The sequence below is a fragment of the Denitrificimonas halotolerans genome, assembly GCF_034259425.1.
Lineage (GTDB): Bacteria > Pseudomonadota > Gammaproteobacteria > Pseudomonadales > Pseudomonadaceae > Denitrificimonas > Denitrificimonas halotolerans.
In genome coordinates this window covers 107149-133948 of the sequence record NZ_JAXIVU010000003.1, presented here as the reverse complement: position 1 = coordinate 133948, position 26800 = coordinate 107149, and the positions used below count along the sequence as shown (strand labels likewise).

The window sequence follows — 26800 nt, the reverse complement described above, 5'->3', positions numbered from 1 at the left end:
TATTTTTATCTAGATTGTTGTTGAGCTGCAGTACGTACCTTCTTCAGCAGTGTTGCATTGGGGTAACCATCAGCAGGCAGGTTGTGTGTTTTTTGAAAGCTGCGTACTGCTTGGCGTGTGTTGATGCCAATGATGCCATCGGGTTTGCCACTATCAAAACCTAATTGATTGAGTAAAGTTTGTAGTTCAGTGCGTTCGGTGCGACTGAGCATCGCTTCATGCTTAGGCCAAGCAGCTGGTGCACGATAATTACCGTCTAGAGCATCGGAGAGTAAACCAATAGCTAATGCATAGGAGGTGGAATTGTTATATTTTAAAATACTGCGGAAATTGTCTAGCAATAAAAATGCGGGACCTTGGTGACCACTTGGCAGTATCAAGGTAGCGTATTGTTGACTGAGGCGATAACTGTCATTTTTATCGCGGGGCTGTACACCTAAGGCTTGCCATTGACTGATTGTTTTTTTCAAATGGCCGTCGGCTAAAGCATAATCAAAATGAGCGGTTGGCAGCTTCACTTCAAAGCCCCAAGGTTGGCCGAGAGTCCAGTCAGAGCGGTTTAAGTAGTTGGCAGCAGAGGCCAGTGCATCAGCGCTTGAATTCCAAATGTCACGACGGCCATCGCCATCAAAATCTACTGCGAATTGGCGGTAAGTGCCAGGCATAAATTGTGTTTGTCCCATGGCTCCTGCCCATGAACCAAGCATGCCTTTTACGTTAGTGTCACCTTCTTGCAAAATATGCAGCGCGGCAAGCAATTGTGTGCGCCAAAAGGCGCTGCGACGCCCTTCATAGGCTAGCGTTGCTAATGAGCGTATAACATTATGCTTGCCAATATTTTGCCCGAAGCCGCTTTCCATTCCCCATACTGCAACCAAAACGCTAGGTTCTACTTGGTAGCGCTGCTCTATGGCGCGCAGAGTTTTGGCATGCTCTGCTAGGAGTGACTTGCCTCGAGCGACCCGCCAAGAGGATACGGCACTGTCCAAGTACTCCCAGACAGGACGACTAAACTCAGGTTGGTTTTGGTCAGCAGCAATGACGGAGCGATCCGGAGTGAGTCCGGTAAAGGCTTGATCAAAGAGCTTGGCATCAATGCCTTCTTGTATGGCTTCATGGCGTAATGCTGTACGCCATTGGGTAAAGTTTTGCGGTTTTACTGCGCTGACTTGCGGAGCCTCAGCGGTAGTGTTTTGCGTGACCGCTACGGTAAAGCTGTTTGCGCTTGTTGGGTTCGCCGTTAGGCTGATTGCAAGGGCAATGAAATAGGGAGGTAGACGCTCAAACATGGGAGATCTCAACTTTAGATAGTCACTTAACTTTAACACGCTAGGCGTGGGGGTAAAGGGTGTATTAGGGAGTATAGGGTAGAGTGAGAAATGAAGTTAGGGCGATGCTTAAGCAACTAGAAAAGAAAAAGCCTCTGGGTGACTCAACCGAGAGGCTTTTGCGTTGCGGCGATAACTGCCTTTGCCTTTTTTGGGTTGCTCTTGGCGGCTACGAAACAGCGGTTGAGCAATAATGGATTTGGCTTTGTTGCTGCGTTTATTTGAGCGCTGACTCATGACGACTCCTAACGAGTTAAACTCGGGTTCAGGTATTTAAAGTGAAGATGCTAGCTTGCAGAGCTCGTGATGTGATTATGTTTAGTTAGACAGGTGACACTGTAAAAAGTGCCACCTGTTTATCAGTTGATCCCATCCCAAGAGTGGAGCAGGGAGTGATAGGGTCGTAACTAGGCTAAGCGCTTGTAGCGTACACGTTTAGGTTGTGCTGCAGCTTCGCCTAAACGCTTCTTACGGTCAGCCTCATATTCAGTGTAGTTGCCTTCAAAGAAAACGATACTTGAGTCATCTTCATAAGAAAGGATATGGGTTGCAATACGGTCTAAGAACCAACGGTCGTGAGAAATAACCATGGCTGAACCTGGGAAGTCTAATAACGCTTCTTCCAAGGCGCGTAAAGTTTCCACATCCAGATCGTTAGAGGGTTCATCGAGCAGCAAGACGTTCGCACCCTGTTTTAAGGTGAGAGCTAAATGTAAGCGGCCACGTTCACCACCGGAAAGATCCTTAACAAACTTTTGCTGGTCCGATCCCTTAAAGTTAAAGCGACCCACATAGCCACGGGAAGATACTTCGTAGTTCCCTACTTTGATCATGTCGTAGCCGTCAGAGATTTGTTCCCAGACAGTTTTCGAACCATCGAGGTTGTCACGCTGTTGGTCAACACTAGCCAATTTAACGCTTTCACCAATAATGATTTCACCAGAGTCGGGCTGCTCAGTACCCATGATCATGCGAAACAGTGTGGACTTACCTGCACCGTTACCACCGATAATGCCGACAATGGCACCTTTGGGTACGGTAAAAGATAAATCATCAATTAAAACGCGGTCACCATAGGCTTTACTAACGTTATGAACTTCAATGACTTGATCACCTAAGCGATCTCCTGCAGGGATGTAAATCTCATTGGTTTCACTACGCTTTTGGAACTCTTGTGACTGCATTTCTTCAAAGCGAGATAAACGAGCTTTGGATTTCGACTGGCGGCCCTTTGCGCCTTGGCGTACCCACTCTAACTCGGCTTTCATCGCTTTATTATGAGAGGCTTCTTGTTTAGCTTCTTGACTTAAGCGTGCTGCTTTAGCTTCCAGCCATTGTGAATAGTTACCTTCAAAAGGAATACCTTGGCCACGGTCTAGCTCTAGAATCCAACCGGCAACATTATCTAAGAAGTAGCGGTCGTGGGTGATGGCGACAACCGTGCCGTTAAAGTCATGCAGGAAGCGTTCAAGCCACGCCACAGAGTCCGCATCCAAGTGGTTGGTTGGTTCGTCGAGTAATAGCATGTCAGGTGCGGATAAGAGTAAGCGGCATAAAGCCACGCGGCGCTTTTCTCCACCAGATAAGTGTTCAATTTTGGCATCCCAAGCTGGTAAGCGTAGCGCGTCACCGGCAACCTCCAGTTGGCGCTCCATATTGTGACCATCACTGGCTTGGATAATAGCTTCTAATTTGGCTTGTTCAGCGGCTAGGGCATCAAAGTCTGCATCAGGTTCGGCATAAGCGGCATAAACTTGATCTAAGCGTGCTTGCGCATCTTTCACTTCACTAAGAGCTTCTTCTACGGTTTCGCGCACGGTTTTGCTTGGGTCAAGTTCGGGCTCTTGTGGTAAATAGCCGATATTTAACCCTGGCATGGGGCGTGCTTCACCGACAAATTCAGTATCGACGCCTGCCATAATGCGTAATAAGGTGGATTTACCTGAACCGTTAAGACCCAGTACACCGATTTTTGCGCCAGGGAAAAAAGATAAAGAAATATCTTTTAGAATTTCACGTTTAGGCGGCACAATTTTGCCGAGACGGTGCATTGTAAAAACGTATTGGGACATGAGCTACCTGAATAATTAAAGGAAAAATGATTGGCCTTGGTCTATTGCAGAAGACGTGCCGTAAGCGCGCAGATTGTAGCGTTTTACAATAGATTAAGCAGCTATTGCACGGAAGAGTGAGTGAAAAATTCGAATTGAAAGCTAAAGTGAGCGAGACTTATTGATAGAGTGATCGCCTTTCATGTGCCATGAGCGTTTAGATAATGTAGAATGTTCTACTTAATATTTCTATTAGCCTTGTTGATTCCTTGAGGACTGCTATGTTCAGCCGTGATTTGACTGTTGCCCGATTTGATCCTGAACTTTTTGATGCGATGGAGAAAGAAGCTCTGCGCCAAGAAGAGCATATTGAACTGATTGCATCGGAAAACTATACCAGCCCTGCGGTAATGGAGGCACAAGGTTCTGTGCTGACCAACAAATACGCAGAAGGTTACCCAGGAAAGCGCTACTACGGTGGCTGTGAATATGTTGATATTATCGAGCAGTTAGCCATTGATCGTGCTAAAGAGTTGTTCGGTGCTGACTATGCTAACGTTCAGCCGCATGCGGGTTCGCAAGCGAACGCAGCGGTGTATTTAGCCCTAATTGAAGGTGGTGACACTATTTTAGGAATGAGCCTTGCACACGGTGGTCACTTAACTCACGGTGCGAGTGTGAGCTCCTCAGGTAAGCTATACAATGCTGTGCAGTACGGAATTGATGAAGCTGGTTTAATTGACTATGACGAAGTTGAGCGTTTGGCTTTAGAGCACAAACCAAAAATGATCGTTGCAGGCTTCTCTGCTTACTCACAAGTACTTGATTTTCCACGTTTTCGTGAAATTGCCGACAAAGTAGGTGCTTATCTATTTGTTGATATGGCTCACGTTGCGGGTTTGGTTGCTGCAGGTGTTTATCCTAACCCAGTACCTTACGCTGATGTTGTGACTACAACTACACACAAAACTTTGCGCGGTCCACGCGGTGGCTTGATTTTGGCGCGTGCAAACCCAGAAATTGAAAAGAAACTCAATTCAGCAGTTTTCCCAGGTACCCAAGGTGGTCCTTTGGAGCATGTGATTGCAGGTAAAGCAATTTGCTTTAAAGAAGCGCTGCAGCCAGAATTTAAAACTTACCAACAGCAAGTGATTAAAAACGCTCAGACCATGGCTAATGTTTTCATTGAGCGTGGTTTTGATGTGGTATCAGGTGGTACTTTTAACCATCTTTTCTTGGTTTCACTGATTAAACAGGACATCACAGGTAAGGATGCTGATGCTGCATTAGGTGAAGCCTTTATTACAGTGAACAAGAACTCTGTTCCAAATGATCCTCGCTCACCATTTGTCACTTCTGGTTTGCGTATTGGTACGCCTGCTGTGACCACGCGAGGCTTTAAAGAAGAAGAGTGTCGTGAACTGGCGGGTTGGATTTGCGATATCCTCGACAACATGGGCGATCAGTCTGTGATTGATTCGGTACGCGAAAAAGTTAAAGCCGTCTGCGCTAAGTTCCCTGTATACGGTAGCTGATTTCATTCGGACTCTAAAAACCCAGCTTCGGCTGGGTTTTTTATTGATTGAGAAACATGAGTCAAGCGCACGCGTATGAAAAAGGAGGGCGTCTTAGCTTAGCTACGCTATCTTGACATTCTCCCCGTCCTTTAGGTCGTGAGAATGTCAATAAAGAGGTAGTTATTCAGCCTTCTTTAGGCTGAAAGTACAAGCGTTGACGCGAAGCTAGTAGGTGATGAGGGGGTATTCTAGTCTAATGAGAAAACTATAGACGCATCTTTTCTGCTGTGGGGAGTTTTATGAGTGTCGTTTTAATCTTACACGGGCTGTTAGTTTTAGCTTTTACAGTCCGTATTTTGTTGCGTGATGATTTATCGCCACCAGGGCGTTTGGCATGGTTTGTTGTGCTCAATCTACTGCCATATTTTGGTAGTATTATTTATTTTCTTTTTGGCGAAATTGATATTGGGAATAAAGCTAATCAACGTCATGCTGAAATTTTTACTGAAATAAAAACTAAAGCTGCCCATTTAATGGGTAAACCACAGAGTACTGATAGCCTCATTAAACGTGTTTACCGTCCAGCGTTTCAGTACGCTAGTTCTATTAATGGTTTTTATACTTTAGGCGGCAACAGTGCACATCTGATGCCTGATAGCGACACCACGCTCACGCGCATGATTGATGATATTGATGCGGCGACAGAGCATGTGCATGTGCTGTATTACATTTGGCTGAATGATTGTACTGGCACAGAATTAGCTGAGGCTTTGATTCGTGCGGCACGGCGTGGCGTCATTTGTCGCGCCATGGCGGACGGCCTAGGATCGCGTGCTTTTATTAAGTCCTCTACATGGCAACGCATGCAGGATGCCGGGGTAGAAGTAGCGGTAGCGCTGCCTTTTTATAATGTGCTACGAGTGATCTTAGCGAGCCGTTTTGACTTGCGTAATCACCGGAAAATTACTGTAATTGATGGGCGCATAACTTATTGTGGAAGCCAAAATTCAGCCGATCCAGAGTTTCTTATTAAAGAAAAATACGGTCCTTGGATCGATATTATGCTGCGATTTGAAGGGCCAGTGGTGGCGCAAAATCAATTGCTATTTATTAGTGATTGGATGCAGGCTACAGGTCAATCACTGGATGCAATAGCTCTTCCTAAACAATCCGTTGAGCCCCTTGCGGAAGGCTTTCCGGCGCAAGTGATGGGTGTGGGGCCGACTGAGCGTCGCGGTGCAACTCCGCACTTGTTTGCCACTTTATTTGCTTGTGCTGAACATAGCTTAATATTAACTACGCCGTATTTTGTGCCAGATGCAACAGTGCTTGAAGCTTTGTGCGCAGCCGCATACCGAGGAGTTAAGGTGACTTTAATTTATCCTCGGAAAAATGACAGTTGGATTGTTGCTGCAGCCAGTCGCAGTTATTATCATAAATTACTGGATGCTGGTTGTTTAATTTATGAGCATCGAGAAGGGCTGCTACACGCCAAGACGTTGACAGTAGATGGTCAGGTCAGTTTGATCGGTTCTTCTAATCTTGATTTACGCAGTTTCGACTTGAACTACGAGAATAATATTGTATTGCAGGATTCAAGTATTACTGCGGCGATTGAGGCACGTCAGCAACAATATTTAGAAGGTTCAGAGCCGGTGCTGTTAAGTGAGGTCTTGGCTTGGCGTTATTATCGTCGAGTTTGGAATAACGTCATTGCTACGATTGGACCGGTCTTGTAAGTCTGTGCATTGCTTTTGTGTTGCAGTGTGAGTTTGTCTGGCTAGCTTAAGCTGTCTAAGTAGAAAGCGAATGCGGCACCGTCAACGATGCCGCAAGAGTAGGCGTTATTAAGGCAGTACAGGGCTATTATAGAAGGCTTGTAAAACATGGATTAAATAGCCTAAATCTTGGCAGCCCGCTAGCTCACGGATGGAATGCATAGCAAAGGTTGGAACGCCGATGTCAATTGTTTGAACGCCTAGTTGCCCAGCAGTGATAGGGCCTATTGTAGAGCCACAGCCTAAATCGCTACGGGTGACAAAACTTTGCACGGGAATTTCGGCTTGCGCACAGAGCAGCTTAAAGAAACTTGAAGTTTCGCTGTTGGTGGCGTAACGCTGATTGGCGTTGATTTTAATCACAGGACCTAGGTTAAGGAGCGGACCGTGGTTGCCATCATGTTTGTCGGCATAGTTCGGATGGATACCGTGGGCATTATCTGCTGATATTAAAAGTGAGTGCTGCACTGTGCGGATAAAGGCTTCCTCAGAGCCTAAAATACGGTGCAGAACTTGTGCTAAAAATGGGCCATCTGCACCGCAAGATGAGTTTGAGCCAACTTCTTCGTGATCTGTGCAAACCAATACTTGAGTGTGTTCGTCACTGCTGTTTAAGAGTGCTTGCAGGCCTGCATAGCATGACAGCAGATTATCTAAGCGTGCACCGGCAATAAAGTCACGGTTCAGTCCAATAACAGCAGCAGGTTGGGTGTCATAAAAGCAAAGTTCATAATCTAAGATTGTAGCATCGTGAATACCGTGCTCGAGCTCTAACTGATTAGCCAGTAATGCACGAAAATCTTTACTTTGTGTGTCATGCAGTTGCGCCAAAATAGGGGGTAATTCTGTTTGTGCATTAATTTCCCAACCTGTATTAGCTTCACGGTTCAGGTGAATTGCTAGGCTGGGAATGGTGGCAATGGCGTGTTTAAAATCAATTAAGCAGCTCTTTAACTGGTTGTTTTGCTTGAAAGTAATGCGTCCAGCTAAAGATAAATCGCGGTCAAACCAAGGGCTTAAAAGCACACCACCGTAGACTTCGACACCTAATTGCCAGTAGTTGTGGCGTGTGATTTCAGGTTGAGGTTTAACTTTGAGGCATGGGCTGTCAGTATGGGCACCAACAAGTCGAATGCCGTGCTCTACGGTATCTTGTTTGCCTAGCTTAATAGCGATAATTGATGAGTCATTGCGAGTAACATAGTACCGCCCTTGAGGCTCCAGTTGCCAAGAGTCACGTTCATCTAAGGCTTGGTACCCCGCAGCCTGTAATGCTTGGCACATGCTCTGTGTGGCATGAAAGGGGCTGGCTGAGTTGTTTAAGAAATCCAATAAACCTTGGGTAGACGTGCTGTACATGAGAGCTCCGACAATGAAATCAATCGTTAAAGCTTAGCATTGTTGCTGTAGCAGGTGAAATAAGCTGCACTTGGTATTGGTTGAGTCGCTGCATGAGTTAGGGGTTGATCGGCCATAATTTAATGGGGCTGCCTTGTTGGGGCCAAAGCTGTAATTGTTCAATCTCATTGAATGACCAGTATTGTACTTGTGTTAAAGCACTTAAGAAGCGTTGTTCTTGCTCCATCAGTGCAGGAGCACACAGTTTACGCGTACTGGAAATATTGCTTAGTGTGAGGTTTTTTCCGTCCAGTTGATAACGGGCTGACCAGTTGTTGCAACCTGCGAAGCCGGTTGCGTATTGTTCATCTGCGAGGCTGAAAGTTAGCATGCTGCGGTCAATTAAAGGGCGTTCGCCAATCCATTCAACTTGATAGTTTTGTAGTCTGTGGAGTTGCTGGTTATTTGCTATGTGAGAGCAGGCGGCTAAGGTGAGGGCTGTTGCAGTTATTACGAGTATTTTTTTCATGGGTTAGGAGTCCAATATAACGCCGGTTAGGCCTCTGTTTGTTGGCAGCTGCGGCATAAGTGGCGTCCGTATTGATTAATCCAGCCTAACTCCAAGAGGCGCTGTTCAGCGGCCGGCAGTTTGGCTGCTTTCCCTAGGCTGGCGTCCACGGCAAATTCGAGACTGAGTATGCTGCCGCATCCGTCACATTGAACCTGCCAAGTGTGAATAGCAAGCTCTTTAAACGCTGGGCCTGTGGCGACTGCAACCCATTGGCCGGGGGGGTTAATTAAGTGACGTACTTTTTTGACTTTAAGCGATATGCTCAGTGTTTTGCTGCCTTTAAGGCTGACATGTAGGGTGTCACCTGCTTTGATTGAGCCGCCTTGGCCGGTGACTTGATATTGGCCAGGCGATAATGCACGACACTCCGTTAGGGTGTGTTGGGGATTGAGCAGGTTGTAGCGAAAATCATGTTCGGCCATATGGTGTCCAGTTAGGCTTTAGAGCGAGAAGCTCACTCAAGTTGAATTGCGTGCGAGAGCGTTGTATTTAGTGACGCGCTTGCGGTCCTTGTTCGAGGTGTTCGGGGCTGCAAAACCAGTTTTGATTTTTTTTAATAGCACGCTTTTCCGGTAGGTGTACTTGGCAGTGTGCGCAGCGCACCATCGTTTGGGTTGCAGAGCCTTGCTTGGCTGCTGTGGTTGAGCGTCTTTGAAGGCGTCGCCATAACCAAACACCGCCACCAATGATGATGGCAAATAGTATTAAACGGGGTAAGCCCATTACTTTGCTCCTTGAGCGCATGCTTAGCGAAATAAATACGCTAAGTGTACCGCTTTTTATGGGCAAAGTGCCTTCCTTGGCACTTTGTTAGGTGGATTAATGTATTTGTTTGGTTTGGAGCAGGTTAGCGCCCATTTGACGCATGTCATAACCGCTCGGGGCTTGATAAACGCGAAGATTAAACTCGGGTGCAATCGCAAGCAAATGGTCAAAAATATCAGACTGAATGGCTTCGTAGTCTGTCCATGCCGTTGTTTTAGTAAAGCAGTAGATTTCCATTGGTAAGCCTTCAGGGGTTGGGCTCAATTGACGCACCATAAGTGTCATACCGCTTTGATGAATACCAGGATGGTTGCGAATGTACTGATCTATATAGGCTCGGAAGGTACCTATGTTGGTCAGTTTACGTGAATCTAAGCTTTCGCCGGCACTGGATTTCACATGTTTGGCGTTCCACTCATTGAGCTCATCAAGCTTATCGTCAAAGTAACCTTTAAGTAAGTTGAAGTTGCGCGCATGCTCCAGTTCTTCTGCTGTGAGGAAGTGAATGCTGTGTTGGTCAATATAAAGGCTGCGTTTGATACGGCGTCCACCACTTTCTTGCATGCCGCGCCAGTTGATAAAAGAGTCACTGATAAAGCGTTTAGTTGGGATGGTGGTGATGGTTTTATCCCAGTTTTGGATTTTGACTGTATGGAGTGCAATATCAATAACATCACCATCGGCATTAAACTGTGGCATTTCTACCCAGTCGCCTACGCGAATTAAGTCGCCAGATGAGATCTGTACGCTGGCTACGAGTGACAGTAGAGTGTCTTGGAAAATCAACATCACGACTGCAGCCATAGCTCCTAACCCAGAAAGTAGGATAAGAGGAGAACGATCAATTAGTGTGGCCACAATAAGTATCGTTGCAATCGCATAAATGACGATTTTAATGATTTGCAGGTAGCCTTTAATCGGCTTGAGGTATGCATTTCTACGGCGCATGTAAAGTACGTTAACAATCTCAAGCGCAGCGCCTAAGGCTAAGGCAAGGGTGAGAATGATAAAGCCGCCGGCAACGTTTTTAACAACAGTGACTGCTGCTTCCGGTAATCCGGGAACCACGCCAATACTGGAGCTAATGATCAGTGCTGGGACAATGTTAGATAGGCGTTTAATAATGCCAAAATCATTTTTGTGTGCACCGCCCATGCGGCTCAGCAGTTTGTAAAAGCCGCGTACTAGAATATGTTTTACGACCCAGTTGGCCACTAGTGCAACAGTCACTAGCATGATTAGTGCAGCTAATGTTTCCAATTGAGGATATTGCTCGAACACCTTAAGCCATGACAACAGTTCTTCTTGCATTTCTTCTTGCATATTGCCTCCTTGTGTAGATATAGGTATTAAACCTTAGAGCGCAGGGTTAAATAAATTTCTATTTTTAATGGTTATGATTTTGGGGTTATATTTTCTACGCGTACGGTTAAGTAACCATCGGCTAAGCGTGCTTGTAAAGTTTGTGTGCAGTGTACAGCATGGACAGTAGAAACAACCTGTTGTTCATCTTCGCTGCTGAGGATGCTATAGCCGCGCTCCAGAGTGGCAAGCGGGCTGACGACGTGGAGCGTGTGTAGCAAACTGTGCAGGTTTTGTTTTGCTTGTTTGATGCTGTGTTGTGATGCTCGGACAAGACGTTGTTGTAATGTATGCAGGTGCTGGAGTTGAGTGGCTAAGCTGGCCTGAGGGTGCTGATTAGCGAGTCGCGCCTGTATAGAGTCGAAGCTGTGCTTGTGTTGTTGCAGAGAGGTTTGCATGGCGCGTTGTAAGCGGAAACTTAAATCATCGAGGCGCTGATTATATTGCTGCAAGCGTTCACGCGGGTGGCGTAAGCGCTGACTGAGGTGCTCCAGTTGGGTTTGCTTGCGTTTGAGTGCTTCGTTGAGTCGTAGGTGCAATTGGCGTTCAGTATTACGTAATTGCGTAAGCAGTTCATTGCGATCAGGAGCTAAGAGCTCAGCGGCGGCGGAAGGCGTAGGCGCACGCATATCGGCGACAAAATCGCTAATCGAAACATCAGTTTCATGGCCGATTGCACTGATGATGGGTGTTTGGCTCTTGGCTATGGCTCGAGCCACAGCCTCTTCGTTAAAACACCAAAGATCTTCTAAAGAACCGCCACCACGAGCCAAAATGAGTGCATCGTACTGAGCTTGGTCAGCTATGCTTAAGGCGTGCACAATTTGGGCTATTGCTTCTTGACCTTGAACGGCCGTTGGGATGAGGGTGAGTTGTACGTGAGGTGCGCGACGCTTAAAAACACTGACAATATCATGCAGTACAGCCCCGTTAGGAGATGTAATGATGCCAATTTTTTTGGGGTATTGAGGCAGTGCGCGTTTGCGTTCTTGACTGAACAAGCCTTCAGCCTGTAGGGCTGTCTTAAGAGCCTCGAAAGCTAAACGTAATGCACCATCTCCCGCTGCCTCAACGCTGTCAAGAATCATCTGGTAATCGCCACGTCCTTCGTATAGGGATACACGACCACGTACCCGTACTAAGAGACCGTCATTCAATAAGTGACGTACGCGACTAGCCTGCTGGCGAAAGATTGCGCAGCGCACTTGGGCGTTGCGGTCTTTCAGGGTGAAATAAATATGCCCAGAGGCTGGGCGAGCGATATTGGATAGCTCCCCTTCAACCCAGATCTGTGGGAAGACGTCTTCAAGTAATAAACGGGCGCGTTGATTGAGTTGACTGACTGTGAGGATTTCACGATCAAGCCCGAGGCGCTGAAAAGGATCATTAAGCATAGGTGGATAGTAAATCAAGTGCGGCCTAGAAGCGAGGGTTATGCGCTTTTTGCTCTAGATTGGATAGTGGTTAATTATAGAATTTACTTGGTAATTTTCAAAGGGTGTGGTATAAAACGCGCCGTTCTACTTGATCTAGTCAAGAGAGCTTTAAAAATCCACACACATATCGACACGAGCTTCTGGGTGCCTGCGGGTTGAAACTCGGGATATGTGGAGGCCTAACCCTTATAACTATTTTAGGAATAATCATGACTGAACAAGTCACTATGCGCGACATGTTAAAAGCGGGTGTTCACTTTGGACACCAAACTCGCTACTGGAACCCAAAAATGGGCAAGTACATTTTTGGTGCGCGCAACAAGATTCATATCATCAACTTAGAAAAAACATTGCCAATGTTCAACGAATCAATGGCTTTCATTGAAAAGTTGGCGACAGGTAAGAATAAAATTCTATTTGTTGGTACTAAGCGTTCTGCAAGCAAGATTGTTCAAGAGCAAGCAACACGCTGCAACATGCCTTACGTTAACCATCGCTGGTTAGGTGGTATGTTAACTAACTACAAAACCATCCGTGATTCAATCAAGCGTCTGCGCGACTTAGAAGCGCAAGCGGAAGATGGCACCTTTGAAAAGCTGACTAAGAAAGAAGCTTTAATGCGCACTCGTGATTTGGAAAAATTAGAGCGCAGCATCGGTGGTATTAAAGAAATGGGCGGTTTGCCTGATGCAATGTTCGTAGTTGACGTTGAGCACGAACGTATCGCTATTAGCGAAGCAAATAAGCTAGGTATCCCAGTAATTGGTGTTGTTGATACTAACAGCAGCCCTGATGGCGTTGATTACATCATTCCAGGTAACGACGACGCAATCCGTGCGGTACAGCTGTACCTGAATGCGGCAGCTGACAGTGTACTGCGTGCACGTCAAGGCAGCGCAACAAGTGCCGAAGAGTTTGTCGAAGTGGTTGAAGGTTAATAGCCTGCAAGTCCACCAGTGACACTAAAAGGGGGCTATGCCCCCTTTTTTGCCTGATTTAAGAGGCAGTTTTCAACTGCTGTATAGACTGAATTAAAGAGGATTGTGAAATATGACACAGATCACTGCTGCTTTGGTTAAAGAACTGCGTGAGCGTACCGGTCAAGGTATGATGGATTGCAAAAAAGCACTCGAAGCATCAGGTGGCGATATTGAAAAAGCCATTGATGATATGCGTGCTGCAGGTGCAATTAAAGCGGCTAAGAAAGCTGGTAACATTGCCGCTGAAGGTTCTATTGCAGTTAAAGTGTCTGACGACAATAAAAGTGCTGTGCTGATCGAAGTGAACTCACAGACTGACTTCTTAGCAATGCAGGATGATTTCAAAAACTTTGTTGCTGAGTCTTTAGACGTTGCTGTTGCAGACCCAAGCCTAGACACTGCAGCTTTGATTGCTAACCGTGAGTCTGCACGCGAAGCTTTAGTTGCTAAGTGTGGTGAGAACGTCAATATTCGTCGTATTGAGCGCATTGAAGGTGATGTGTTAGGTGCTTATTTGCACGGTAACCGTATTGGTGCTGTTGTTTCTGTGTCTGGCGGTGATGTTGAGTTAGCTAAAGACATCGCAATGCACGTAGCAGCAAGTAACCCTCAGTTCCTAGACCCATCTCAGGTTTCTGAAGAAGCTATTGCTAAAGAAAAAGAAATCTTCATGGCGCTAAATGAAGAAAAGATTAAAGGCAAGCCAGAAAATATTGTTGAAAATATGGTTGGCGGTCGTATTAAGAAGTTCTTGGCTGAAGCAAGCTTAGTGGGCCAAGCTTTTGTTAAAAACCCAGAAGTTACAGTAGGTAAGCTGGCAGATCAAGCTGGCGCAACTATTGTTTCTTTTGTGCGATTTGAAGTGGGTGAGGGTATTGACCGCGGTGAAGAGGTTGATTTCGCTGCAGAGGTTGCTGCTCAGGTTGCTGCTTCTAAAAAATAAGCTGTTGCTTGTATGAAAAAAGGCTGCCCGCAATTGCGCGCGGCCTTTTTTTTAAAAAAGACACTGTGCTTTGCATGGCTGTCGAGTAAGATGTGCATAAATAAAAGCTCTGTTCGCTAGGCTGTGATGCAGTTTGCATCATGGTGGTTAAATAATTCCGCAGGAGATAGATATCATGGCCCAACAAGTCGGTGGACGCCAACCGCGCTATAAACGAATTTTACTGAAACTCAGTGGTGAAGCCCTGATGGGGACTGAAGAGTTCGGTATCGATCCTAAAGTGTTGGACCGCATGGCCTTAGAAATTGGCCAATTAATTGGTATCGGTGTGCAAGTGGGCTTGGTGATTGGTGGTGGTAACTTGTTTCGCGGTGCAGCATTGTCAGCGGCTGGTATGGATCGCGTAACCGGCGATCATATGGGTATGCTAGCAACAGTGATGAACTCCTTAGCGATGCGCGATGCGTTAGAGCGTTCCAATATTCCTGCCTTGGTGATGTCAGCTATTTCTATGGTGGGTGTGACAGATCATTATGACCGCCGCAAAGCGGTAGGCCATCTTAAAAAAGGTGAGGTGGTGATTTTTTCTGCAGGTACGGGGAATCCGTTTTTTACTACGGATTCAGCGGGCTGTTTGCGTGGTATTGAAATCAGTGCAGACGTGGTTCTTAAGGCAACAAAGGTTGATGGCGTATATACTGCTGATCCCTTTAAAGATCCTAATGCAGAAAAATTTGATTATCTAACTTATGATGAAGTGTTGGATCGTAAGTTAGAGGTGATGGATTTAACGGCGATTTGTCTGTGCCGTGATCACAACATGCCTTTACGTGTTTTTAATATGAATAAGCCTGGAGCGCTCCTAAATGTTGTTTTAGGTGGTGCGGAAGGCACTCTGATTGAGGAAAGTAAGCAATGATCAATGAGATCAAGAAAGATGCACAAGCCCGTATGCACAAATCTATTGAGTCTTTGCAGTTAGCTTTTGCAAAAATTCGCACAGGCCGTGCGCACCCGAGTATTTTAGATTCGGTCATGGTTTCTTATTACGGGAGTGATACGCCACTAAAACAGGTAGCCAACATTAACGTGGAAGATTCACGTACTTTGGCCCTGACCGTATTTGATAAAAGCATGATTCAAGCCGTTGAAAAGGCCATCATGACTTCAGATTTAGGTCTGAACCCTGCGACAGCCGGTACAACTATTCGCATTCCGATGCCTGCTTTGACTGAGGAAACGCGTAAAGGTTATACCCGTCAAGCACGTCAGGAAGCAGAAAATGCGCGGGTAGCTGTACGTAATATCCGTCGAGATGCGCTTGCTCAACTTAAAGACCTGGTTAAAGAAAAAGAAATCAGTGAGGACGAAGAGCGCCGTGCAGCAGATGATGTACAGAAAGTAACGGATCAGGCTACAGAGGAAGTCGATAAGTTACTGGCGGTAAAAGAAACTGACTTGATGGCAGTGTAATTTAGGGGTTGCTGTGATGAGCAAAGCAACGCAGGGTGCGCCGGTGAAGATCCCGCGCCATGTGGCGATTATTATGGATGGTAATAATCGCTGGGCAAAAAAACGTTTTTTGCCTGGTGTCGCAGGACATAAAGCAGGTGTCGATGCTGTTCGTGCAGTGGTCGAGGTGTGTGCGGAAGCAGGAGTGGAAGTGCTGACGTTGTTTGCTTTCTCCAGTGAGAATTGGCAACGTCCGGCTGCCGAAGTCGGTGCTTTAATGGATTTGTTTTTAAGGGCTTTGCGCCGCGAATCTAAAAAGCTTGATCAAAACGGTATACGTTTGCGGATTATCGGTGACCGTTCACGCTTTCATCCTGAGTTGCAGGCTGCGATGCAAGAAGCGGAGCAGCGTACAGCTCATCATGATAAGTTTCTTTTGCAAGTGGCGGCAAACTATGGCGGGCAGTGGGACATTGTTCAAGCTGCCCAGCAGCTTGCCAAAGCAGTGCAAGCTGGGGAGATACAGCCTGAGGATATCAGTGCTGATCACCTCCAGCGTTGTTTAAGTACGGGGACACAACCTCTTCCTGATTTATGTATACGTACTGGTGGTGAACGTCGCATCAGTAATTTTTTACTGTGGCAGTTTGCTTACAGTGAGCTTTATTTTTCTAATTTATTTTGGCCAGACTTTAAGCATCAAGCGATGCGTGATGCGCTACTCGATTTTTCTTCACGACAGCGTCGTTTTGGAAAAACCAGTGAACAAGTGGCCGCTGAAGGGCGTATATAATGCTCAAGCAACGGATAATGACGGCGCTCTGGTTAGTGCCTTTGGCATTAATTGGTTTTTTTGCTTTACAAGGTCCTGCGTTTTTTACTTTTATCGCTGTAATTATTGGTTTGGCTGGTTGGGAGTGGGCGCGTTTAGCAGGCTACTCAAAACCTATGCAACGTGTTGCCTATGCTGTATTGATCGTTTTATTGCTCGGATTGCTTAGTCGTTTCGAGGCGATTTTACTACCACTGTTGTATTTGGCTGGAGCATGGTGGTTGTTCGCTACGGCAATGGTTGTCAGTTTTCCTCGCTGTATTACTTTATGGGGAGGACGCCTAGGTAAATGTTTGATGGGGTTTTTGATACTGATCCCAGCAGGTTTGGGCTTGCTCTTATTGAAGGCTTTGCCCCAAGGTAATTTATTGATTTTAACCATCATGCTGCTTGTTTGGAGTGCTGATATTGGGGCTTACTTTTTTGGCCGTGCTTTGGGTAAACGTAAACTTGCACCTAAAGTGAGTCCGGGTAAAAGCTGGGCAGGTTTGTTCGGTGGTTTATTAACCAGTCTTTGCGTCGCCCTGGGATTGGTGCTGTATTTAAAGGTTTCGCTAGCTCAGCTGCCTATGTTGCTGTTAGGTGCTGCGGTTGTGGTACTGTTTTCTGTCGTTGGCGATTTAACAGAAAGTATGTTTAAACGTCAGATGGCGATTAAAGATAGCAGTCAGCTCTTGCCAGGGCATGGTGGTATTCTTGATCGTATTGATAGCCTAACGGCTGCAGTTCCGGTTTTTGCTTTATTGCTTTTGCTAACAGGTTGGGCGCTTCCTTGAATACAACAGGTATGCAACCGCAACAAGTAACAGTGCTTGGTGCGACAGGCTCTATTGGTAGCAGTACGTTGGATGTGATTAGTCAACATCCGCAGCGTTATCAAGTATTTGCACTTACGGCGCATTCGCGTATCAGTGAATTACAGGCGCTATGCGTAAGGTTTCAGCCACGCTTTGCTGTAGTAGCAGAGGCGGCGAAGGCGCAGCGCTTACAAGCTGACTTGCAAGTGGCGGGTGTTGCTACTCGGGTGTTAGTCGGGCCGCAAGGCTTATGTGAGGTTGCTGCACACCCCGATGTGGATACTGTTATGGCCGCTATCGTGGGTGCTGCAGGCTTAGAGTCAGTCATGGCTGCAGTCACCGCAGGCAAGAAAATTTTGTTGGCGAATAAAGAAGCTTTGGTAATGTCTGGCGCACTCTTTATGAGTGCGGTGCGTGAACATAAAGCGCAATTATTACCGATTGATAGTGAACACAATGCTATTTTTCAGTGCTTACCTTGTAATTACGCTGAGGGATTAGAGCCTGTTGGTGTGCGTCGTATTCTATTAACAGCGTCAGGCGGCCCATTTCGTAACAGCAGTTATCAAACACTGGAACAGGTCACTCCTGAGCAAGCCTGTGCGCATCCAAACTGGTCAATGGGGCAAAAAATCTCAGTTGATTCGGCAACCATGATGAATAAAGGTTTGGAGTTGATTGAAGCCTGTTGGCTGTTTGCTGCGCGGCCCGATCAGGTCGAAGTGGTGGTGCATCCACAAAGCGTGATCCATTCTTTAGTGGATTATGTTGATGGCTCGGTTTTGGCGCAGTTGGGTAACCCAGATATGCGCACGCCTATTGCTCATGCGATGGCATGGCCTGAGCGCATCGACTCAGGAGTGGCGCCACTGGATTTATGTGCATTAGCGCGAATGGATTTCGTTGCGCCAGATTTAGAGCGTTTTGCATGCTTACGTTTGGCGATTGAAGCTGCAAAGCTTGGCGGTACAGCACCTATTGCATTGAATGCGGCAAATGAGGTCGCTGTTGCAGCATTTTTACAGAACCGCTTACGTTTCACTCAGATACCACAATTGATTGAAAAAGTATTGAGTTTATCGCGGGTAAGTACGGTAAATGATTTGGCAGGTGTGTTTGAAATTGACCGTGAGGCACGTCAGCAGGCGCAAGCTTGGCTTAATAAGCAATCAATCAGTGTAGGTGTAATAGGATGAGTGGTTTGTACATGTTGTTAGGTACCTTGGTTACCTTAGGTATTCTGGTGACCATTCATGAATATGGCCATTTCTGGGTAGCACGTCGCTGTGGCGTGAAAGTTTTACGCTTTTCGATTGGCTTTGGTACTCCTTTGGTGCGATGGAATGACCGACATGGTACCGAGTTTGTCTTGGCCATGATTCCGCTCGGCGGCTACGTCAAGATGTTGGATGAGCGTGAGACCCAGGTAAGTCCCGCGGAGCAAAGCCAAGCTTTTAATCGTAAAACAGTGGGGCAGCGTATTGCTATTGTTGCTGCTGGTCCTGTTGCAAACTTTGCCCTCGCTTTTGTTTTATTTTGGCTTTTGGCGATGTTGGGTAATCAGGCAGTTAAGCCTGTTGTAGGAAGTGTCGTGCCAGATAGTTTAGCGCACAATGCTGGCTTACAGTCAGGGCAGGAAATTTTAGCGGTAGATGGCGAGGCTGTAACGGGGTGGGCGGATGTAAATCTGCGTTTAATCCAACGTGTTGGTGATAGTGGTAGTTTACGTGTTGATGTGCAAACGCCTGGTAACACTGCAGCAAGCCACTATACGCTGCCACTTCAAGATTGGCTGCATGGTGCTGATGCACCGGATCCAATTCGTGAGTTAGGTGTTATACCTTGGCGTCCTCAAGCTGATCCTGTAGTAGCGCAGCTTGACCCTGAAGGACCGGCACAATATGCAGGTATACAACTGCAAGATAAAATTGTGGCACTTGATCAGCATCCGGTGAGTGATTGGCAAGAAGTCGTTAATTATGTACAGGCGCGCCCAAAGGCTGCGGTATTGTTTACTGTAGAGCGTGCAGGGCAGCTGAAAGATATTTCGGTGATTCTAACTGCGCAAGATAATTATCAAGGGCAGCGAGGGTATTTAGGTGTAGGTGTGGCTGGTGGGCAATGGCCTGAGCACATGCTGCGTGAGGTGCGCTTTGGACCACTCGGCGCTGTTGTTGAAGGTGCACAGCAAACTTGGACCATGAGTGTTTTGACTTTAAGCTCGATTAAAAAGATGCTATTTGGCCAACTCTCGGTAAAAAACTTGAGTGGCCCCATCAGCATTGCTAAAGTGGCAGGCGCTTCGGCTGAAAGCGGTCTACGTAGCTTCTTGGGCTTTATGGCTTACCTCAGTATTAGCTTGGGTGTGTTGAATTTATTACCTATCCCTGTGCTTGATGGCGGACATCTGCTATTTTACCTTGTCGAATTGGTGCGCGGGCGACCTTTGTCAGAGCGCGTGCAAGGTTACGGAATGCAAATCGGTATCGCTTTAGTCCTTTGCGTGATGTTACTTGCGGTATTTAATGATTTAGCACGTTTGTAATAAAATTACTGATTCGCTGCCAGTGCGGCGGATTGTTTATATATATCGTTGAAATAGAAAGGTGTGCATGAAACGTCTGCTGCTACCTGCGGTTATATCCGCGCTAATAATTTCTGAAGCTCACGCTGCGCCCTTCACTGTCTCTGATATCCGTGTTAACGGCTTACAGCGTGTGTCTGCGGGCAGTGTATTCGGTGCTTTACCACTTAATGTTGGTGAGACTATTGATGAGCGTAGTTTGGCTGAAGCCACTCGAGCACTCTTTAAAACAGGTTTTTTCGAAGACATTCAGCTCAGTCGTGATGGTAACGTTCTGATTGTTAATCTAGTTGAACGTCCCTCGATTTCTAGCTTGGAGATCGAGGGAAATAAAGCCATCAGTAAAGATGACTTATTAAAAGGTTTGAAAGACTCTGGCTTAGCTGAGGGGGAAATCTTCCAACAGGCTACACTGGATGGTGTACGCAATGAGTTGCAGCGCCAGTATGTTGCTCAAGGGCGTTACTCAGCCAATATTGAAACCGAAGTGATTAAACAGCCACGTAACCGTGTGGCTTTAAAAATTAAAGTTAAAGAAGGCGCTGTGGCCTCCATCCAACACATTAATATTGTTGGTAACAAGGTTTTTGATGATGAAGAGCTTACGGATCTATTTGAGCTGAAAACTAAAAACTGGCGCTCATTCTTTAGTAGCAGCGACAAGTATGCTCGGGAAAAATTGTCTGGTGACTTAGAGCGTTTGCGCTCGTATTACTTTGACCGCGGTTATATCAATATGGATATAACTTCAACGCAAGTATCGATAACACCGGATAAAAAACACGTTTATATCACTGTTAACGTTGACGAAGGTGAGCAGTACACTATTCGTGATGTTAAGTTATCGGGTGACTTAAAAGTCCCTGAAGAAGATATTCGAGCTTTATTATTGTCGCGTGAAGGGCAGGTGTTTTCACGTCAAGTTATGACAACGACAACCGAATTGATTACTCGTCGTTTAGGTAACGAAGGTTATACCTTTGCTAACGTTAACGGTGTACCGGAACCGCATGATGAAGACAATACAGTCTCTTTGACCTATGTGATAGATCCGGGTAAACGTGCTTATGTCAGCCGTATTAACTTCCGTGGTAACACCAAAACTAAAGATGAGGTGTTGCGTCGTGAAATGCGTCAAATGGAAGGCGGTTGGGCTTCAACCTATTTGATTGATCAGTCTAAAACACGCTTGGAGCGCCTTGGTTACTTTAAGGAAGTTAACGTAGAAACTCCAGCAGTGCCGGGAACTGATGACCAAATTGAAGTGAACTACAGTGTACAAGAGCAGCCATCAGGCTCCATTACTGCCAGTGTTGGTTTTGCACAGAATGCGGGTTTGATTCTAGGTGGTTCTATAAGTCAAAGTAACTTCTTAGGAACTGGTAATAAAGTAAGCTTAGGTTTGACACGCAGTGATTACCAAAGTAACTATAATTTTAGTTTTGTTGATCCGTACTGGACCGTTGATGGTGTCAGTCTAGGTTACAATGCGTTTTACCGCTCTACTGACTACAGTAAGCTTAATGATGAGATTTCAAACTATACCGTTGATAGCTTTGGTGGCGGTATTAATGTGGGGTATCCGATCAGTGAAACGTCACGCTTGAATTTTGGTCTGAATGCGCAACAAGATAAGCTAAAGACGGGGCGATATACAGTTCAAGAAATTCATGAGTTTACTGAGAAAGAGGGTGATAAGTATACGAACTTTAAAGCTTCTGCTGGTTGGTCGCAGTCTGCACTGAATCGCGGTTTGATGCCTACACGCGGTCATTCGCAGAGCTTAGTGGGTGAAGTGACGATTCCTGGCAGTGATTTAAGTTTTTACCGTTTAGATTATAGCGGGCAAATTTTTGCCCCCTTGACTAAAAACTACACCTTACGTTTCCATACTGATTTAGGTTATGCCGATAGTTACGGTTCAACGTCTGAAATGCCATTTTATGAGCATTACTATGCCGGTGGCTTTAACTCAGTACGCGGCTTTAAAGACAGTAGCTTAGGTCCGCGTGGTACGCCAAGTGATAATGATCCAGATGACCCATTACCCTTTGGCGGTAACGTATTGATTCAAGGTGGTGCGGAATTATTATTCCCGATGCCTTTTGTTAAAGATCAGCGTTCGTTACGCACGGTCTTGTTCTGGGATGTAGGTAATGTGTTTGACACCAACTGTAGTAAGGCTCAGAAGAATCGTAATGAAGCAGGGTGTGGCATTAAGTACGATAATCTGGCCAGTTCTGTTGGTGTGGGCCTGACTTGGGTAACTGCGCTTGGACCGTTAAGCTTTAGTTTAGGTGCGCCAATTAAAAAGCCTGATAATGCAGATACCCAAGTGTTCCAATTCTCACTGGGTCAAACGTTCTAAATGAATTTTAACTTGATAAATAACTATGGTTTTAGGAGTGCATTATTGTGCGTAAGTTAACTCGGTTGTTTTTACTGGCTACAGTGCTAATCAGTGGCCCAGTATTTGCGAATATGAAAATCGCAGTTTTAGATTATCAGATGGCGTTATTGGAGTCTGATGAGGCTAAAAAGTATGCTGTTAATGCTGAGAAAAAATTTGGTCCACAATTGAATAAACTCAAAGGCTTAGAAAGTGATGCAAAGCGCATTCAAGACCGCTTAATTAAAGGTGGTGAGCGTATGCAACAGGCAGAACTTGAGCGTTTAGAGCTGGAGTTCAAGCAGAAGGCGCGTGACTTTCAAACTCAGTCTAAAGATTTAAATGAAGCTAAAGCATTGGAAGACCGTAAAATGCTTGAGCAATTAAAACCTAAGTTAGACAAAGCTGTTGAGGCCGTTATTAAAGCAGGTAACTACGATATCGTGCTAGAAGCAGGTGCAGTGGTTGATGTTAAGCCACAACATGATATTACGTTGCGTGTCATTGAGCGCATGAATCAGATGCGTTGATATGAAACAACTTAATTTTACCCTAGCTCAGCTGGCCGAGACTCTCGGTGCTGAGCTGCGCGGTGATGCGCAAAAAGTGATTTACGGCTTAGCAACACTGCAAGATGCAACCGAAGAGCAGCTGAGTTTTTTATCCAATCCGCACTACCGAAAACTGTTAGAACACACCCAAGCCGGTGCTTTGCTCTTATCCGCTACGGATGCTGCTGAGTACTCGGGTGACTGCTTGATTGTCGATGACCCTTATGTGGCTTATGCACAGCTGTCTCATCACTTTGATCGCACACCAAAACAAGCTGCTGGCATCCATCCTAGTGCGGTTGTAGCTGAAAGCGCTTTAATTGATTCAACTGCAAGCATTGGACCTGGCGTCGTTATTGATGAGCATGCTGTAATTGGTGCTGGTGCAAGCATTGGTGCGCAATGCTTTATTGGTGCGCGCAGCATTGTTGCAGAGGGTGGCCGTTTAGCGCCTCGAGTCACACTCTATCATGATGTTAAAATTGGTAAACGTGTGGTGATTCAATCGGGTGCAGTGATTGGCGGTGAAGGCTTTGGTTTTGCTAAGCACAAGGGAAGTTGGCATAAAATTGCGCAAATTGGTGGGGTCACCATTGGAGATGATGTTGAAATTGGTGCTAATACCACGATTGATCGTGGTGCTTTGTCAGATACCTTAATTGGTAATGACGTTAAGTTAGATAACCAAATTCAAATCGCTCATAATGTGCAAATTGGTGATCATACAGCGATTGCAGCCTGCGTAGGTATCTCTGGTAGCGCAAAAATTGGTCGTCATTGTATGTTGGCCGGCGGAGTAGGGTTAGTCGGTCATATCGATATCTGTGATAACGTATTTATTACAGGCATGACAATGGTAACGCACTCAATTACTGAACCTGGGGCTTATTCATCAGGTACAGCAATGCAACCGGCAGCTGATTGGAAGAAAAGTGCCGTGCGTTTCCGTCAGCTCGATGATTTAGCTAAACGGGTCCGGACATTGGAAAAAAACAATCAGAAGTGACCTTTAATATAGATATATCATCTGATTCTTTATCGAACTTTATTGCTATTGGTTTTTTTAAATTTAGCGTATTAAGTGCCGTTAGATTACAGGTGATAGGCCTGTGTATATGGTATTCACAGCCTCACTTATTTGATCAAGGCTTTATATAAATGATGGACATCAACGAAATTCGTCAGCTATTACCACATCGTTATCCGTTTTTGCTTGTGGACCGTGTGGTAGATGTTGATTTAGAGCAGAATACAATTCATGCCTATAAAAATGTAACGATTAATGAGCCTTTTTTTAACGGTCACTTTCCGCAGCATCCAATTATGCCAGGTGTACTGATTATTGAAGCTATGGCTCAAGCGGCAGGTGTGCTGGGCTTTAAAATGATGGATGCGTCACCAGACGATGGTACGCTGTATTATTTTGTTGGGTCTGATAAGTTACGCTTTCGTCAGCCGGTAGTTCCTGGAGATCGACTTGAGCTTAAAGCGAGTTTTATCAGTGCTAAGCGCGGTATTTGGAAGTTTAACTGCGAAGCCAGTGTGGGTAATAAAATAGTCTGTTCAGCTGAAATTATTTGTGCGGAACGTAAGCTATGAGTTTAATTGATCCTAGAGCCATTATTGATCCGTCAGCGAAGCTTGCGGATGATGTAACTGTTGGACCCTGGACGGTCATTGGTCCAGAGGTTGAAATTGGCGCTGGATCAATTATTGCCTCACATGTGGTGATTAAAGGGCCAACGCGTATTGGCTGCAATAACCATATTTATCAGTTCTCCTCCGTTGGTGAGGACACTCCTGATTTAAAATACCGTGGTGAAGCGACGCGCTTAGTTATTGGTGATAATAATGTGATTCGTGAAGGGGTCACAATTCATCGTGGGACAGTGCAAGACCGGTCGGAAACAACCATTGGTAATCATAATTTAATTATGGCCTATGCACATATTGGCCATGATAGCGTGTTGGGCAATCATTGTATTATCGTCAATAACACAGCTCTAGCCGGTCATGTGCATATTGATGATTGGGCGATTTTGTCGGGCTACACCTTGGTGCATCAGTATTGTCATATTGGTGCCCATAGTTTTACCGCAATGGGTACAGCCGTAGGGAAAGATATCCCCGCTTTTATTACTGCTGCAGGTAATCCAGCACAAGCGCGGAGCATGAACTTTGAAGGTATGCGTCGCCGTGGGTTTTCTACTGAGGCGATTCAAGCCTTACGCCGAGCTTACAAGGTGGTTTATCGTCAAGGCTTAACGATTGATGCTGCTTTAAGTGCACTGGAAAACAGTGCAGCAGAATTCCCTGAGGTAGCACTATTTTGTGATTCGATTCGCAAATCTTCACGTGGTATTACTCGCTAATGCTAGGCGTGCAAGCACCTTTAAAAGTTGCTTTAGTTGCTGGAGAAGCATCGGGCGATATATTGGGTGCAGGCTTGATGCAAGCACTGCGCAGACATTCCCCGCATATTGAGTTTATTGGTGTTGGCGGTCCACTAATGGAAGCGCAAGGCTTGACTTCGTACTTTCCAATGGAGCGTTTAGCCATTATGGGGTTAGTGGAAGTGCTAGGACGTCTGCCAGAATTGTTGGCACGCCGTAAGCGCCTGATTAAAACCCTAATTGAGCAAAAGCCAGATGTTTTTATTGGCATTGATGCGCCGGACTTTAATCTCAATATTGAACTGAAGCTGCGCCAAGCGGGCATTAAGACTGTGCACTATGTCAGCCCATCTGTGTGGGCTTGGCGACAGAAGCGTGTATTTAAAATTCGCAAAGCTTGCGATTTAATGCTGACTTTATTGCCTTTTGAAGCGCAGTTTTATAAAGCGCATCAGGTGCCTGTATGCTTTGTTGGTCATCCTTTGGCTGACAGTATAGCGATGAAACATGATCCTTCGCCGGCTCGTGAGCAATTAGGATTGCCTCGTGATGCACAAGTGGTTGCCTTACTCCCAGGGAGCCGTGGTGGAGAAGTGGCGAAGTTAGGTGGCTTGTTTGTAGAAACAGCGCGTCTATTACTGGCTGAAAAACCGCAGCTGCGTTTTATTATTCCAGCAGCTAATGCTGCCCGTCAGCAACAGTTGGCTGAAATCATAAAAGATATGCCGAATCTACCCATTGAGATTTTAGCAGGACAGTCACAAACTGCACTGCAGGCTTGTAATGTGGTGCTCATTGCGTCAGGTACGGCAACGCTTGAGGCAATGTTGTTTAAAAAGCCTATGATAGTGGCTTATAAACTTGCACCGACTAGCCATTGGTTACTCAAAAAGATGGTCAAAAGCCCGTATGTTTCGTTGCCCAATTTATTAGCAGCAGAAATGCTTGTGCCAGAGTTTATCCAGGATGCAGCCACGCCAGAGGCTTTGGCTGAGGCTGTTTTGGAACAGCTTGAAGATGGTTCGAAGCAGATACAGCGATTTGCTGAACTGCATGAGTCGATACGTTGTAATGCTTCTGAACGGGCAGCTCAAAGTGTTTTGCAACTGGTTGAGTTTCGGTGATGCAGTTGGATTTATTACAGCAAGCGGATACAGCTAAGCGTATTGCTGGGGTAGATGAGGTTGGGCGTGGGCCTTTATGTGGTCCGGTTGTAACTGCGGCAGTGATTCTTGATCCATTACGTCCTATTGCGGGTCTTAATGATTCAAAAAGACTCACAGAGAAAACACGTGAGGCTTTATTTGATGAGATTCAAGAGAAAGCTTTAGCTTGGTGCATTGCCCGTGCGGATGTTGAGGAAATTGATCGCTTGAATATTCTACAGGCGACCATGCTAGCTATGCAGCGTGCGGTTGAGGGGTTATCCATTCGGCCTGACTTGGCATTAATTGATGGTAATCGTTGCCCCAAGTTGAGTATGCCAAGCGAGGCGGTGGTGCAAGGAGATGGCTTAATCGCGCAAATTTCTGCTGCATCAATTTTAGCTAAGGTCAGCCGTGATCGTGAAATGGTTGAGTTGGATGCGATATATCCTGGTTATGGGATTGCTAAGCATAAAGGTTACCCTACACCTGCACATTTGAAGGCGTTGCAAGAATTGGGTCCCACACCTATTTACCGCCGCTCATTTGCTCCAGTGCGGCGTTTTTTTGAAGAGCCATAATTATGGG

The 26800-nt window shown here is 45.9% G+C and carries 26 protein-coding genes; 17 read left to right on the top strand and 9 right to left on the bottom strand.

What is annotated here, in order from left to right:
- Positions 1 to 5 precede the first annotated feature (5 nt).
- The 3 genes from TOI97_RS03955 to ettA all read right to left on the bottom strand — a co-directional run bounded on the left by TOI97_RS03955 (position 6) and on the right by ettA (position 3400).
- Positions 6 to 1289, bottom strand: a complete 1284-nt coding sequence (locus TOI97_RS03955) for a lytic murein transglycosylase (RefSeq protein WP_321552823.1) — start codon at positions 1287 to 1289, stop codon at positions 6 to 8.
- Positions 1290 to 1397: 108 nt separating this feature from the next.
- Positions 1398 to 1565 carry an alternative ribosome rescue factor ArfA gene (gene arfA / locus TOI97_RS03950; protein ID WP_321552822.1) on the bottom strand — a complete coding sequence of 56 codons (168 nt, stop codon included), beginning with the start codon at positions 1563 to 1565 and terminating at the stop codon, positions 1398 to 1400.
- A gap of 170 nt (positions 1566 to 1735) precedes the next feature.
- Complete coding sequence (ettA, locus tag TOI97_RS03945; protein WP_321552821.1) at positions 1736 to 3400, bottom strand: energy-dependent translational throttle protein EttA; 1665 nt, start codon at positions 3398 to 3400, stop codon at positions 1736 to 1738.
- A 260-nt stretch (positions 3401 to 3660) separates the two neighbouring features.
- Between ettA and glyA the strand changes: the two genes are divergently transcribed.
- Together glyA and cls are read left to right on the top strand one after the other, a co-directional pair.
- Positions 3661 to 4914, top strand: a complete 1254-nt coding sequence (gene glyA, locus TOI97_RS03940) for a serine hydroxymethyltransferase (RefSeq protein ID WP_321552820.1) — start codon at positions 3661 to 3663, stop codon at positions 4912 to 4914.
- 281 nt (positions 4915 to 5195) lie between these two features.
- Positions 5196 to 6635 (top strand): cardiolipin synthase, encoded by a 1440-nt coding sequence (gene cls / locus TOI97_RS03935; protein ID WP_321552819.1) that lies wholly within the window; start codon positions 5196 to 5198, stop codon positions 6633 to 6635.
- 108 nt (positions 6636 to 6743) lie between these two features.
- Here cls and TOI97_RS03930 read toward each other — a convergent pair whose 3' ends face one another.
- The 6 genes from TOI97_RS03930 to xseA form a co-directional block, all read right to left on the bottom strand.
- Entirely contained in the window at positions 6744 to 8033 is a 1290-nt protein-coding gene (locus TOI97_RS03930; protein WP_321552818.1) for a M18 family aminopeptidase, read from the bottom strand.
- Between the two features lie 97 nt (positions 8034 to 8130).
- Complete coding sequence (locus TOI97_RS03925; RefSeq protein ID WP_321552817.1) at positions 8131 to 8541, bottom strand: META domain-containing protein; 411 nt, start codon at positions 8539 to 8541, stop codon at positions 8131 to 8133.
- A gap of 26 nt (positions 8542 to 8567) precedes the next feature.
- Entirely contained in the window at positions 8568 to 9005 is a 438-nt protein-coding gene (locus tag TOI97_RS03920) for a hypothetical protein (protein WP_321552816.1), read from the bottom strand.
- A 67-nt stretch (positions 9006 to 9072) separates the two neighbouring features.
- The gene (locus TOI97_RS03915) at positions 9073 to 9306 is read right to left on the bottom strand and encodes a PP0621 family protein (protein ID WP_321552815.1); all 234 of its coding nucleotides are present in this window, start codon (positions 9304 to 9306) and stop codon (positions 9073 to 9075) included.
- 96 nt (positions 9307 to 9402) lie between these two features.
- Positions 9403 to 10659 (bottom strand): mechanosensitive ion channel family protein, encoded by a 1257-nt coding sequence (locus TOI97_RS03910; protein ID WP_321552894.1) that lies wholly within the window; start codon positions 10657 to 10659, stop codon positions 9403 to 9405.
- 83 nt (positions 10660 to 10742) lie between these two features.
- The gene (gene xseA / locus TOI97_RS03905) at positions 10743 to 12104 is read right to left on the bottom strand and encodes an exodeoxyribonuclease VII large subunit (protein WP_321552814.1); all 1362 of its coding nucleotides are present in this window, start codon (positions 12102 to 12104) and stop codon (positions 10743 to 10745) included.
- 251 nt (positions 12105 to 12355) lie between these two features.
- On the opposite strand from xseA, the gene rpsB reads away from it, so the two are divergent.
- The 15 genes from rpsB to rnhB all read left to right on the top strand — a co-directional run bounded on the left by rpsB (position 12356) and on the right by rnhB (position 26793).
- Positions 12356 to 13084, top strand: a complete 729-nt coding sequence (gene rpsB, locus TOI97_RS03900) for a 30S ribosomal protein S2 (protein ID WP_321552813.1) — start codon at positions 12356 to 12358, stop codon at positions 13082 to 13084.
- 112 nt (positions 13085 to 13196) lie between these two features.
- A complete protein-coding gene (gene tsf, locus TOI97_RS03895; protein WP_321552812.1) occupies positions 13197 to 14069 on the top strand; it encodes a translation elongation factor Ts in 873 nt (290 codons plus the stop codon).
- A gap of 175 nt (positions 14070 to 14244) precedes the next feature.
- Entirely contained in the window at positions 14245 to 14988 is a 744-nt protein-coding gene (gene pyrH, locus TOI97_RS03890; protein ID WP_321552811.1) for a UMP kinase, read from the top strand.
- On the top strand, positions 14985 to 15542 hold the full coding sequence (gene frr / locus TOI97_RS03885) for a ribosome recycling factor (protein ID WP_321552810.1): 558 nt from the start codon (positions 14985 to 14987) through the stop codon (positions 15540 to 15542). Before pyrH ends, frr begins: the two co-directional genes overlap by 4 nt.
- A gap of 16 nt (positions 15543 to 15558) precedes the next feature.
- A complete protein-coding gene (gene uppS / locus TOI97_RS03880; protein WP_321552809.1) occupies positions 15559 to 16314 on the top strand; it encodes a polyprenyl diphosphate synthase in 756 nt (251 codons plus the stop codon).
- Complete coding sequence (locus tag TOI97_RS03875; protein ID WP_321552808.1) at positions 16314 to 17129, top strand: phosphatidate cytidylyltransferase; 816 nt, start codon at positions 16314 to 16316, stop codon at positions 17127 to 17129. Before uppS ends, TOI97_RS03875 begins: the two co-directional genes overlap by 1 nt.
- 11 nt (positions 17130 to 17140) lie before the next feature.
- Positions 17141 to 18346 carry a 1-deoxy-D-xylulose-5-phosphate reductoisomerase gene (gene ispC / locus TOI97_RS03870; protein ID WP_321552807.1) on the top strand — a complete coding sequence of 402 codons (1206 nt, stop codon included), beginning with the start codon at positions 17141 to 17143 and terminating at the stop codon, positions 18344 to 18346.
- Positions 18343 to 19695 (top strand): RIP metalloprotease RseP, encoded by a 1353-nt coding sequence (rseP, locus tag TOI97_RS03865; RefSeq protein ID WP_321552806.1) that lies wholly within the window; start codon positions 18343 to 18345, stop codon positions 19693 to 19695. The genes ispC and rseP overlap by 4 nt, the downstream gene beginning before the upstream one ends.
- 67 nt (positions 19696 to 19762) lie before the next feature.
- The gene (gene bamA, locus TOI97_RS03860; RefSeq protein ID WP_321552805.1) at positions 19763 to 22102 is read left to right on the top strand and encodes an outer membrane protein assembly factor BamA; all 2340 of its coding nucleotides are present in this window, start codon (positions 19763 to 19765) and stop codon (positions 22100 to 22102) included.
- 47 nt (positions 22103 to 22149) lie between these two features.
- Positions 22150 to 22653, top strand: coding sequence for an OmpH family outer membrane protein (locus TOI97_RS03855; RefSeq protein ID WP_321552804.1), 504 nt, complete (start codon positions 22150 to 22152; stop codon positions 22651 to 22653).
- A gap of 1 nt (position 22654) precedes the next feature.
- Entirely contained in the window at positions 22655 to 23680 is a 1026-nt protein-coding gene (lpxD, locus tag TOI97_RS03850) for a UDP-3-O-(3-hydroxymyristoyl)glucosamine N-acyltransferase (RefSeq protein WP_321552803.1), read from the top strand.
- Positions 23681 to 23832: 152 nt separating this feature from the next.
- The gene (fabZ, locus tag TOI97_RS03845) at positions 23833 to 24273 is read left to right on the top strand and encodes a 3-hydroxyacyl-ACP dehydratase FabZ (RefSeq protein WP_321552802.1); all 441 of its coding nucleotides are present in this window, start codon (positions 23833 to 23835) and stop codon (positions 24271 to 24273) included.
- Positions 24270 to 25046 (top strand): acyl-ACP--UDP-N-acetylglucosamine O-acyltransferase, encoded by a 777-nt coding sequence (gene lpxA / locus TOI97_RS03840; RefSeq protein ID WP_321552801.1) that lies wholly within the window; start codon positions 24270 to 24272, stop codon positions 25044 to 25046. Before fabZ ends, lpxA begins: the two co-directional genes overlap by 4 nt.
- Positions 25046 to 26191 carry a lipid-A-disaccharide synthase gene (lpxB, locus tag TOI97_RS03835; RefSeq protein WP_407651311.1) on the top strand — a complete coding sequence of 382 codons (1146 nt, stop codon included), beginning with the start codon at positions 25046 to 25048 and terminating at the stop codon, positions 26189 to 26191. Before lpxA ends, lpxB begins: the two co-directional genes overlap by 1 nt.
- On the top strand, positions 26191 to 26793 hold the full coding sequence (gene rnhB / locus TOI97_RS03830; protein WP_321552799.1) for a ribonuclease HII: 603 nt from the start codon (positions 26191 to 26193) through the stop codon (positions 26791 to 26793). The genes lpxB and rnhB overlap by 1 nt, the downstream gene beginning before the upstream one ends.
- The last annotated feature ends 7 nt before the right edge of the window (positions 26794 to 26800 follow it).